10 protein-coding genes and 1 rRNA gene are annotated in these 10,901 nt (G+C 70.2%); all 11 read right to left on the bottom strand.

Translation table 11 applies throughout. The features are described from left to right. Positions 1-176: 176 nt before the first annotated feature. A complete protein-coding gene (locus tag IE330_RS08400) occupies positions 177-1,817 on the bottom strand; it encodes a DNA polymerase IV (RefSeq protein WP_190135241.1) in 1,641 nt (546 codons plus the stop codon). 302 nt (positions 1,818-2,119) lie between these two features. Beyond that, complete coding sequence (locus tag IE330_RS08405; protein WP_190135242.1) at positions 2,120-2,758, bottom strand: MerR family transcriptional regulator; 639 nt, start codon at positions 2,756-2,758, stop codon at positions 2,120-2,122. Positions 2,759-2,944: 186 nt separating this feature from the next. Further along, positions 2,945-3,418, bottom strand: coding sequence for a bifunctional nuclease family protein (locus IE330_RS08410; RefSeq protein WP_004002801.1), 474 nt, complete (start codon positions 3,416-3,418; stop codon positions 2,945-2,947). Between the two features lie 53 nt (positions 3,419-3,471). After that, positions 3,472-4,215 carry a transcriptional regulator FtsR gene (gene ftsR / locus IE330_RS08415; RefSeq protein WP_190135243.1) on the bottom strand — a complete coding sequence of 248 codons (744 nt, stop codon included), beginning with the start codon at positions 4,213-4,215 and terminating at the stop codon, positions 3,472-3,474. A gap of 19 nt (positions 4,216-4,234) precedes the next feature. Next, positions 4,235-5,185: an FHA domain-containing protein gene (locus IE330_RS08420; protein ID WP_190135257.1), complete on the bottom strand. Its 951-nt coding sequence runs from the start codon at positions 5,183-5,185 to the stop codon at positions 4,235-4,237. 82 nt (positions 5,186-5,267) lie between these two features. Then, the gene (locus tag IE330_RS08425) at positions 5,268-6,128 is read right to left on the bottom strand and encodes a DUF881 domain-containing protein (RefSeq protein ID WP_190135244.1); all 861 of its coding nucleotides are present in this window, start codon (positions 6,126-6,128) and stop codon (positions 5,268-5,270) included. A 5-nt stretch (positions 6,129-6,133) separates the two neighbouring features. Further along, a complete protein-coding gene (locus IE330_RS08430; protein WP_003988855.1) occupies positions 6,134-6,466 on the bottom strand; it encodes a small basic family protein in 333 nt (110 codons plus the stop codon). Then, positions 6,463-7,362 (bottom strand): DUF881 domain-containing protein, encoded by a 900-nt coding sequence (locus IE330_RS08435; protein ID WP_190135245.1) that lies wholly within the window; start codon positions 7,360-7,362, stop codon positions 6,463-6,465. The genes IE330_RS08430 and IE330_RS08435 overlap by 4 nt, the downstream gene beginning before the upstream one ends. 91 nt (positions 7,363-7,453) lie before the next feature. After that, positions 7,454-9,949: a mannose-1-phosphate guanyltransferase gene (locus IE330_RS08440; RefSeq protein WP_190135246.1), complete on the bottom strand. Its 2,496-nt coding sequence runs from the start codon at positions 9,947-9,949 to the stop codon at positions 7,454-7,456. Positions 9,950-10,063: 114 nt separating this feature from the next. Then, a complete protein-coding gene (gene clsA, locus IE330_RS08445; protein WP_190135247.1) occupies positions 10,064-10,672 on the bottom strand; it encodes a cardiolipin synthase ClsA in 609 nt (202 codons plus the stop codon). A gap of 155 nt (positions 10,673-10,827) precedes the next feature. Next, positions 10,828-10,901: ribosomal RNA gene (gene rrf / locus IE330_RS40140) — 5S ribosomal RNA — on the bottom strand; the annotation flags it as partial.

Consider the following 10,901-nt stretch of genomic DNA (forward strand, 5'->3'; position numbering starts at 1 on the left):
GCACACCTCCACACCCCCCGCCACACGAAAGCATTCGCAGCTCTGGCTGCTCTGGCTGCTCTGGCCCCCGACCACTGCTCAACCACCACCCGCCGTCCCGGTCGGCACCCCGGCCCTGGACACCCAGCCACAGCCCTCCCCCACCAGCCGACCCGGCCACCCCCCACGCCCCAGCCCTAACCACCGCCCTCAACCGAAAGCGCCCGCCCCTCACCCCCAACCACACCCTCTGCGCCCCCTTCCTGGCCCGCACCAGCAATGCCCCCTACACCCCGGTCGCCCCACACCCCCGCCTCATCCACCGCCCCAGTCGCCGCTCCCCCACCGACCGCCCCGGCCACCGCCACCAGCGGCAGCGGGTCCGAAGGCTCCAGTTCGGGGTCGTCCGTGCGGAAGGTGCGCACCCGGCCCGGGGGCGACTCCGGTGTCTCGAACCGCACCGTCACCCGCCCCAGGCCGCTCCCCTGCACCCACCCGGGCCCGTACACGGCATGTCGTACGTCGTGACCCGCGGGCCACCGCCGCTCGGCAGGCGCCACCGGCTCCCCGGCCCCCGCAACGGCCGTCGCGAGCACCGCCACCTGGTGCGTCGCAGGTCTCGCTCCCCCCGCCTCAGCCGACGCATCGGCCCCAGCACCACCCGCGCCCGCGGCCCCTCCTCCAGCTCCGACCCCCTCGTCGAGCTCAGCAGGCGAGGCCACCGACCCCTCCTCGGCCTCCACCAGCGCATCCGCCTCGGCCTGCGCCTGGGCCTGCGCGAACAAGTCCTCCTGCGTGAAGTCCGCGAGCCCGCTCACGCCGACGCCGAGCAGCCGCACCCCGCCCGTCGTGTCCACCGACTCCAGGAGCCGGGCCGCCGCCTCCCGCACCACCGCCGGGTCGTCCGTGGGCCCCCGGAGCGTCTCGGAGCGGGTCAGCGTCGAGAAGTCGAAGCGCCGCACCTTGAGGACGATGGTCCGGCCGGAGTGCCCGGCCGCCCGCAGCCGCTGCACACACCGGTCGGCGAGCCGCGCCACCTCAAGGCGCACCCGCACCCGGTCGTGGATGTCCACGTCGTACGTGTCCTCGACGCTGACGGACTTGGTGTCCCGCTCGGCCACCACGGCCCGCTCGTCCCGCGCCAGCGCCATCGCGTACAGCCCCTCGCCGTGGGCCCTGCCCAGGAGCCGCACCAGCTCGTCCTGCCCGGCCTCCGCCAGCTCCCCCACCGTGGTGATCCCCGCACGCCGCAGGTGGTCCCCCGTCGCCGGGCCCACGCCGGGCAGCACCCGCACCGACATCGGCCCGAGCAGCTCCCGCTCCGTACCCGGCTCTATCAGCCTGAGCCCGTCGGGCTTGGCCTCCTCGGAGGCGATCTTCGCGAGCATCTTGGACGCGGCGAGCCCCACGGACCCCGTCAGCCCCGTCACCCGCCGGATGTCCGCCCGCAGCCGCTCCCCCACGGCCCGGGCCGTGGCCGCGTCATCGGCGACTCCACCGGCCTCCAGATCCACGAACGCCTCGTCGAGGCTGAGCGGCTCCACGAGCGGCGACAGTTCCCGCAGCAGCCCCATGACCTGCTCGCTGATCTCCCGGTACAGCCCGAAACGCGGTACGAGGTACGCCGCGTTCGGCGCCAGCCGGCGCGCCTGCCCCATCGGCATGGCCGAGTGCACCCCGAACCGCCTGGCCTCGTAGGACGCCGTCGCCACGACCCCGCGCGGCCCCAGCCCGCCGACCACGACGGCCTTGCCGCGCAGGCTCGGCTTCGCGGCCTGCTCGGCTGACGCGTAGAAGGCATCCATGTCGAGATGCAGGATCGTCGGCGCGGTTCTCACACCTCTGATGCTGCCCTACGCCACTGACAATGCCCTGGACCAGGCCCACCGGCTGACAGTGCACGACCGGGCACGGCCGAAGCACCGTCGGCACACGGGCATCAGTCGGAACACAGGCATCAGTCGGCACACAGGCAGCAAAGGGCCCATGGCTCTCAGCCCAGGCATCACCGAGGAACCCCGCCGACAGCGCGGACCAGCGCACCACGAGGGCGCACACGGCCCCCTGCGCGCCGCGCGGACCCGCCCTCGCACCAACCCGGCGCCGGCCGACCCTAGGCCCGCACGCGGCCCTCAGGCCCTCATACGGCCCGGTTCCGCCGCCGCGCCAGCTCGTCGCCCGGGTGGTGTCCGACCAGCGTCTCCCCCGTGTCGACCCGTTCCCCGTGCAACTGGGACAGCGCGGCCTCGACGTCCCGCCACACGACGCCCACGGCGATCCCGAAGACACCCTGGCCACCTTGGAGCAGCTCGTGCACCTCGCTGGGCGACGTGCACTCGTACACCGTCGCGCCGTCGCTCATCAGCGTCGTGCGCTCCAGGTCCTGGAAGCCGCTGTCCCGCAGGTGCTGCACGGTGGTGCGGATGTTCTGCAGCGAGACGCCGGTGTCCAGGAAGCGCTTCACGATCTTCAGCACGACGACATCGCGGAAGCTGTAGAGCCGCTGCGTCCCGGAGCCGCCCGCCGCGCGCACGCTGGGCTCCACGAGCCCGGTGCGCGCCCAGTAGTCGAGTTGCCGGTACGTGATGCCCGCCGCCGCGCACGCCGTGGGGCCGCGGTAACCGATGCGATCCCGCTCGGGCTGCTGCGTCCGGTCTTCCGGTGCGGACGGGCTGCCATTACCGTGGAGCGCCACCGGGCGCCTCGAAGGGGGTTCGGCCGAGCCGCCGTGCAGCGGATACGAACCGCCCACCGCTGTACCGTCGCCGCTGCTTCTCACGCCGACCTCCGTCCTTGACCTGCCTCATCGACGGTAGGCAGTCGCCAGGGGCTCGTCAACGATCGCCACACTCGCCACGCCGAGTGATAATCACCCTGCGAGTGGTTTCGCGTCCCCTGCCGCGGGGAAAGGCTAGCCGAATGCTCCGGAGCGGGCCTCTCGGCGGCCGCTCACGACGCCCGGCTGTCACTGGCTGCTGGTACCGAAGTCCTCGGGCGAGATCTGGTCGAGGAACTCGCGGAACTTCTCCACCTCGTCCTCCTGCTCGTCCGGGATGGCGATGCCCGCGTCGTCCAGCACCCCGTCACTGCCGTAGATCGGCGTCCCGGTGCGCAGCGCCAGCGCTATGGCGTCCGAGGGACGGGCGCTCACCTCGACCCCGCTGGCGAAGACCAGCTCGGCGTAGAACACGCCTTCCCGCAGGTCGGTGATGCGCACTTCGGTGAGCTCCTGACCCACGGCCTCCAGCACGTCCTTGAAAAGGTCGTGCGTCAGCGGCCGCGCGGGGGCCATGCCCTGCTGTGCGAAGGCGATGGCGGTCGCCTCCCCTGGTCCGATCCAGATGGGGAGGTACCGGTCGCCTCCCACTTCACGCAGGAGCACGATCGGCTGGTTGGAGGGCATTTCGACCCGGACACCTACGACGTCGAGCTCGTTCACACAGCAACCCTAGGACGTGCCCGGCAGGTTTGGGTAGTCGGGCACCCGCCGAGTCAGCGCGGCCGCACACCCAGGGCACTGTGCACGAGCGCCGTGTGCAGCCTGCCCGTGAGCCCCGCGAGCTCTTTCGTACGTGCTTCCGCATGGGCCCTGGTCTGCGGATTGCGGTGCCGGCGCAGGGGCGCCACGATCTGGTCGACGAGGGCTGCGTCCCGCTCCGCCGCGGCCTTCATGGCCCGCAGATGCCGTGGCTCGATGCCGAACCGTCCGAGCTCGACGACGAGCGCGGCCACGGTCACGGCATCGGCGTCGTAGCTGCCGTCCGGCAGCGGCGCGATCAGGCCGTACGCCTCCCACTCCGCCAGTTGGCCCTCCTCGGCCTCGACGGCGGCGAGGAGGGCGTCCCGCCCCACTCGGGCGGCGGTGCGCTCCTCGTGCTCACCGGGCGGGGCGTCGTCGCTCCCGTCCCGCTGCTGCCCCACCGAGGGCAGCGTGACCTGCTCCCCCCGCTCCATCGCGTCGAGCTGCTCGCGGATGACCTTCAGCGGGAGGTAGTGGTCGCGCTGCACCCGCAGCACATACGCCAGGCGTTCGACGTCCTCGGGGCTGAACTTGCGGTACCCGGACGGGGTGCGCTGCGGTTCCACGAGGCCCTCCGACTCCAAGAACCTGATCTTGGAGATGGTGACCTCGGGGAACTCGTCACGCAACACGTTCAGCACCGCGCCGATGCTCATCAGCCGGTCGTCCGCAGCGGCGGTGCCGCTCCCGGCACCGCCCCTCGGTGTGTGCAGCATGGGCCTTCCTGGGGGTGGTTCAGATGCCCCGCTGGCTCGCGTAGAAGACCAGTCGGTACTTGCCGATCTGGACCTCGTCGCCGTTGGACAGGGCGACGGAGTCGATCCGCTCCCGGTTCACGTACGTGCCGTTGAGGCTGCCGACGTCGGCGACGGTGAAGCTGCCGTCCGCGGCGCGACGGAACTCCACGTGGCGGCGCGACACGGTCACGTCGTCCAGGAAGATGTCGCTCTGCGGGTGGCGCCCCGCCGTCGTCAGGTCGCCGTCCAGCAGGAAGCGGCTGCCCGAGTTCGGCCCGCGCCGGACCACGAGCAGCGCCGAGCCGAGCGGCAGCGCGTCCACGGCGGCCTGGGCCTCGGGCGACAGCGCCGGGGACGGCGTCTGACCCGTGGTCTCGGCGTCGTAGGCCTCCAGGCCGGAGATGGAGATCGTCGACGTGGTCTCGGACGGACGCTCGCTCACCGCCCCGGGCCGCAGCGGCGCACCGCAGTTGGAGCAGAACCGGCTGGCCTGCGCGTTGCGGTTGCCGCACCTCTGACACACCAGGGCCGACATGGACGGATCCTCCTGCCGCGGCTGCCCCGACGGGGCATGGGACGCGTACGGGTCCTGGGTAAACCCTCCACCCGTACCTGAGGTTGACGGATCCCCGAAACCTATGCGGCCGGAACTGGCAGGGTCAACAGACGACGCGCCCTGTCCGCCCGAAATGTCTCCACCCGGACCACCCACCTGGTCCCGGAACAGCGGGCGCTCGCCCACCTGGGTCTCGGGCACGTCTCCCTTACGCGCCGCGCGGTGGCGGGCGTCGTCACGCGTACTCTTGCCGAACAACTTCGCAAACAACTTCACGGGCGATTCCCCTTGACCGAAACAGACCCGCCCGTGGGGCAGGACGAACCCTGATTGCACACACCGGCGTACATGGGCGACACCGACATCCTCACAACGTCCGGAGCCGCCAAACAGTTTCCACCACGCACCGCGTCCCGCGTGCGCCGACCCCCCGCAACCTCATGCCCGGGACCGCCGGCCCCCATGCGACCCCGCCTCACTGGGAGGACGACCGAGCGTAGTCAGGCCGCTTCGCCGGTCGCAAGGCATCCACGACGATCTTCTCCGTACGTGCGACAGTGACCGTGGCCTGCTCCTTCTCCAGAGTCTGCACCACACCGCCGGGGATGTTGAGCGCGGGCTCCAGGTCCTGGGGCTTGCCGATGACCTTGAAACGGTAGGGCTCGGCGACCTTACGGCCGTCCACGCGCACACCGCCGCCCGCCGCGTCCGAGAGATGGGTGCCGGCCACCACCCGTACGTCGTTGACCTGGATGGCCTCGGCGCCCGCGGCGCGCAGCTCCTGGATGGCGTCGAGCAGCATGTTGGCCTCCACCGTCCCCTTCTTGTCGTCGATCGTCAGCGTGATGCCGGGCCCCTGGGCGGCCACGGTGCCCGCCAGGACGCCGAGTTGCCGTTCCCTCTCGGCGGTCTGCTTGCGGGCCTCCTCGGCCTGGTCCGAGCTGCTCTCGAGGCCGGTGCGCTGTTCCTCGAGTCGCCGCTTCTCATCTTCCAGACGCTGAGTACGGTCATCCAGTTCATCGAGGATGCGCACAAGATCTTCTTGTCGCGCGCCGCGCAGCGCGTCACTGCTGTCGTTGGTGGACCGCACCTGGATCGCCAGACCCAGGCCGAGCACGAACAGCAGCAGCGCCACGATGAGTTGCGCGCGGGTGAGACGCGGCGGCCACAGTCCCTTCACGAGCCGCTGGCGGCCGGTCAGCGGCGCCGGCCCGGTCCGCGCGTCCCCGGCCTCGTCACCGGCCCCGCGGGGCGGCACCGGGATCTCCGGGGGCAGTGCCTTGCGGGGGCCGTCGCCGGGCGTGTCGTCGCCGTTCCGGGGGCTGAGCGAGCTCATCGGCCTCACGCCCGGAAGACGTGCCGGCGGATGGCCGCGGCGTTGGAGAAGATGCGGATGCCGAGGACCACGACGACCCCCGTCGAGAGCTGGGCGCCCACGCCCAGCTTGTCCCCGAGGAAGACGATGAGCGCGGCCACCACCACGTTCGACAGGAACGACACCACGAAGACCTTGTCGTCGAAGATCCCGTCGAGCATCGCCCGCAGACCGCCGAACACCGCGTCGAGCGCTGCCACCACGGCGATCGGAAGATACGGCTCGACCACCGCGGGTACCTCGGGCCGGACCAACAATCCGGCCACGACTCCCACGACGAGGCCCAGTACGGCGATCACGATGCGCTCTTCCCTGCCTTCGGCTCTGCTGTTCGTACGGTCACACTGGGCGCGGCCGGCAACCGGAGGTCGTCCGCCACGGAGATGCTGGTGCGGATACCGAAGTTCTCCTGGAGAGCATGCAGATACTGGCCGTCGGGGCTGTTCTGGAACCTGGTGCTCAACTGCTGTCCGTCGCCCACCGCGAGCACCGTATACGGCGGCACCAGCGGCTTGTTGTCGACCAGTATCGCGTCACCGGCCGCCCTGATGGCCGACAGTGCCGTCAGCCGCTGGTCGTTGATGGCGATGGCCTCGGCACCGGACTGCCACAGGCCGTTGACGACGCGCTGCATGTCCCGGTCACGCACCCGGCCGGTGTCGGAGAAGCCGCCGTTGTCCCGGGGTCCGCCGCCGCCCTGATCGGCTTCCTTCTTGTCGTTGACGACGAGCCGGACACCGGGACCGCGCACCGGCGTCGCGCCGGACAGCAGGGAGACCAAATCGGCCTTGCCGCCGCCGTGTTCGCGCAGCGCGGCCCGCTGCCGGGCGTTGACGTCGTTGCGCAGGTCGTCGACCTCGTCCTCGAGGTCGTCCGCGTCGGTGGTCGCCGCCTCGACCCGGTCGATCAGTTCGGCGCGCTCCTTGGCGAGGACGGGGGCCGCTATGCGCGCCTGGGCCGCACCGACGGTCACGACGAGCGCGGCGAGCACCAGGCCGAGCGCGAGCCCGAGCTTCGCCCGGAGGGTCTTGGGCACCCCGGTCGTGCCGGATTCCTTCTTGCGTGCGGCGGCTTCCGCGTACCCCTCGTCCAGGCTGTGGTCCATGACGGTGGTGAGCAGCGACATGGAAGCGTCCGGGCGCGAGGCGCGCGGGACGGTGCTCCGAACGGGGGGCTGCTGCGGCATGCCGCACATCGTCGCACGTCGCGGGCGCTACCTCCGAATGGCCCCACACGGATGTGCCGGACAGCACCACTTACGGGTGCTGTCCGGCACATATGCGCGCTCAGCGGCCGGCGCTGTCCACGACCGCCGCCCATTCGTCGAGCAGTGCCTGCGCCGAGGCCTCGTCGGGACCCTCGGCCCACAGGTGGGTGACCGCTTCCGCCGGGTCGGGAAGCACCAGCACCCAGCGCCCGTCCGCCTCCACGACCCGTACGCCGTCGGTGGTGTCCACGGACCGGTCGCCCGCGGCCTCCACGACGCTGCGCATGACGAGGCCCTTGACGGCCCACGGCGTGGCGAGGTCCCTGCGCTGCACGTGGGCGCGCGGGATCCGGGCGTCGATCTGGCTGAGCGTGAGCTGCGTGCGCGCCACGAGCCCGATGAGCCGTACGAACGCGGCCGTGCCGTCGAAGACGCTGCTGAACTCCGGCACGATGAAGCCGCCGCGCCCGTCGCCGCCGAAGATCGTCGAGTCGCCGCGTCCGACCCGGGTCAGGTCGTCCGGCGACGTGGTCGTCCAGTCGACCTGCGTGCCGTGGTACGCGGCGACCTGCTCGGCGATCCGCGTCGTCGTCACGGGCAGCGCCACGCGACCGCTGCGCCGCTCGGCCGCCACCAGGTCGAGCATGACCAGCAGCGCCCGGTCGTCCTCGACGATGCGGCCCTTCTCGTCCACCAGGGAGAGCCGCTCGCCCACGGGGTCGAAGCGCACGCCGAAGGCCGCGCGGGCCGAGGCCACGATCTCGCCGAGCCGCATCAGCCCCGCTCTGCGGGCGTCGGCGGACTCGGTGGGCCGCGACTCGTCGAGGCCCGGGTTGATCGTCAGCGCGTCGACTCCGAGCTTGCCGAGCAGGCTGGGCAGCACGAGCCCGGCGCTGCCGTTCGACGCGTCGACGACGACCTTCAGCCCGGACTCGGCGATGCCGGACGTGTCGACGTTCCGCAGCAGCGACCCGGTGTACGAGTCGAAGACGCTGGACGGGAAGTGCAGGTCACCGATCTCTCCGGGGAAGGCGCGCCGGTACTCCTGGCGCGCGTACACCCGGTCGAGCTTGCGCTGGCTGGCCTGCGAAAGGTCCGCTCCCTGCCCGTCGAAGAACATGATGTCGACGGAGTCCGGCACCCCGGGCGTCGTACGGATCATGATGCCGCCGGCGCTGCCCCGTGCCGTCTGCTGCCGGGCCACCGGCAGCGGCACGTTCTCCAGGTCCCGTACGTCGATGGCGCTGGCCTGCAGCGCGGAGATCACGGCCCGCTTGAGCGCCCGGGCGCCACGGGAGTGGTCACGCGCGGTGGTGACCGTCGAACCCTTCTTCAGGGTCGTGGCATAGGCGCCGGCGAGGCGTACCGCGAGCTCCGGGGTGATCTCCACGTTCAGGATGCCGGAGACCCCGCGCGCGCCGAAGAGGTGCGCCTGGCCGCGGGACTCCCAGATGACGGAGGTGTTGACGAAGGCGCCGGCTTCGACCGTCTTGAACGGGTAGACCCGTACGTTTCCCTGGACGATCGATTCCTCACCGATGAGGCATTCGTCGCCGATGACGGCGCCGTCCTCAATCCGCGCCGCCCGCATGATGTCCGTGTTCTTGCCGACGACACAGCCGCGGAGATTGCTGTGCTGTCCGATGTACACGTTGTCGTGCACCACGGTCTTGTGCAGGAAGGCCCCGCTCTTGACCACCACGTTCGAGCCCACGACGGTGTGCTCACGGATTTCCGCGTCGGCCTCGACCTTCGCGTAGTCACCGATGTAGAGCGGCCCGCGCAGCACGGCGTCCGGGTGCACCTCGGCGCCTTCGGCGACCCATACGCCGGGCGAGATCTCGAAACCGTCGAGTTCGACGTCGACCTTGCCTTCGAGGACGTCGGCCTGTGCCTTGACATAGCTCTCGTGGGTGCCGACGTCCTCCCAGTAGCCCTCGGCGACATAGCCGTAGATCGGCTTGCCTTCCTTCATGAGCTGCGGGAAGACGTCCCCGGACCAGTCGACCGGCACATCGGGGTCGACGTAGTCGAAGACCTCGGGCTCCATGACGTAGATACCGGTGTTCACCGTGTCGGAGAAGACCTGGCCCCAGGTCGGCTTCTCCAGGAAGCGCTCGACCTTGCCTTCTTCGTCGACGATGGTGATACCGAATTCCAGCGGATTGGGGACGCGCGTCAGGCAGACGGTGACGAGTGCGCCCTTCTCCTTGTGGAAGTTGATCAGCTCGGTGAGGTCGAAGTCGGTCAGAGCGTCACCGGAGATGACCAGGAAGGCGTCGTCCTTCAGCGCCTCCTCGGCGTTCTTCACGCTGCCGGCGGTGCCGAGTGGCTTCTCCTCATTGGCATAGGTGAGCTCCATTCCGAGCTCTTCACCGTCGCCGAAGTAGTTCTTGACGAGAGACGCCAGGAACTGGACGGTCACTACGGTCTCGGTGAGCCCATGCCTTTTCAGCAGGCGCAGCACGTGCTCCATGATCGGCCGGTTGGCGACCGGCAGGAGCGGCTTGGGCATGCTCGAGGTCATGGGGCGCAGGCGTGTGCCCTCTCCCCCGGCCATCACGACGGCCTTCATGTCGGTAGCGTCCTCCTCGATAGATGACGATCGAGCCGACCGAGCCCACCGGATTTGGCCCGTTCCCTACTGTTCCGGGCCCGCAAACCGCTACGGCTGACGCAGGGGCGAGGCTCAATCGGCCATGGTGTCCGCCTTGACAAGCCGGCGGACCTGAACCACATAGAGGACTCCTGCCCACCAATACAGGGTTGTACCCCATCCGGCGAACGCCCATCCGAAAATAGCAGCGAGTGTATGGATCCAGCCACTTCCGTCACTGAGGAGCAGCAACGGAAAGGCGTACATAAGGTTGAAGGTGGCGGCCTTCCCGAGGAAGTTCACCTGGGGCGGGGGATAGCCGTGCCGCCGGAGGATCCCGACCATCACGAGCAGGACCAGCTCGCGCAGGAGGAGTACGGCGGTCAGCCACAGCGGCAGAATCTCTCGCCAGGTCAGGCCGACCAGCGTCGACAGAATGTAGAGCCGGTCCGCCGCGGGGTCGAGGATGCGGCCGAGGCTGCTGATCTGGTTCCACCGGCGCGCGAGCTTGCCGTCGAGGTAGTCGCTGACGCCGCTCAGCGCCAGGACGAGCAGTGCCCAGCCGTCACTCTTCGGGCCCCCGAACTCGGGCCTGAGGATCAACCACAGGAAGAGCGGCACGCCGACGAGACGCGCCATGCTGAGGATGTTGGGGATGGTGAGGACCCGGTCCGTCTGGACACGCGTCTCCTGGACCTCCACCCGGGGGCCTCCTGTGGGGAACGAGCGAATGATGCCCCCTGACCCTACCGCCAGTTGTCGGGCGTCAGTGCGGGTGGGGTACCTGACGCGACAAACAAAAAAGCCGTATTCCCGGAGTCTTTTCGACTCCGGGAACACGGCTTTTCTCAATCTTAGTTCGGCGGCGTCCTACTCTCCCACAGGGTCCCCCCTGCAGTACCATCGGCGCTGTAAGGCTTAGCTTCCGGGT

Source organism: Streptomyces longispororuber (assembly GCF_014656095.1).
Taxonomy (GTDB): Bacteria; Actinomycetota; Actinomycetes; order Streptomycetales; family Streptomycetaceae; genus Streptomyces; species Streptomyces longispororuber.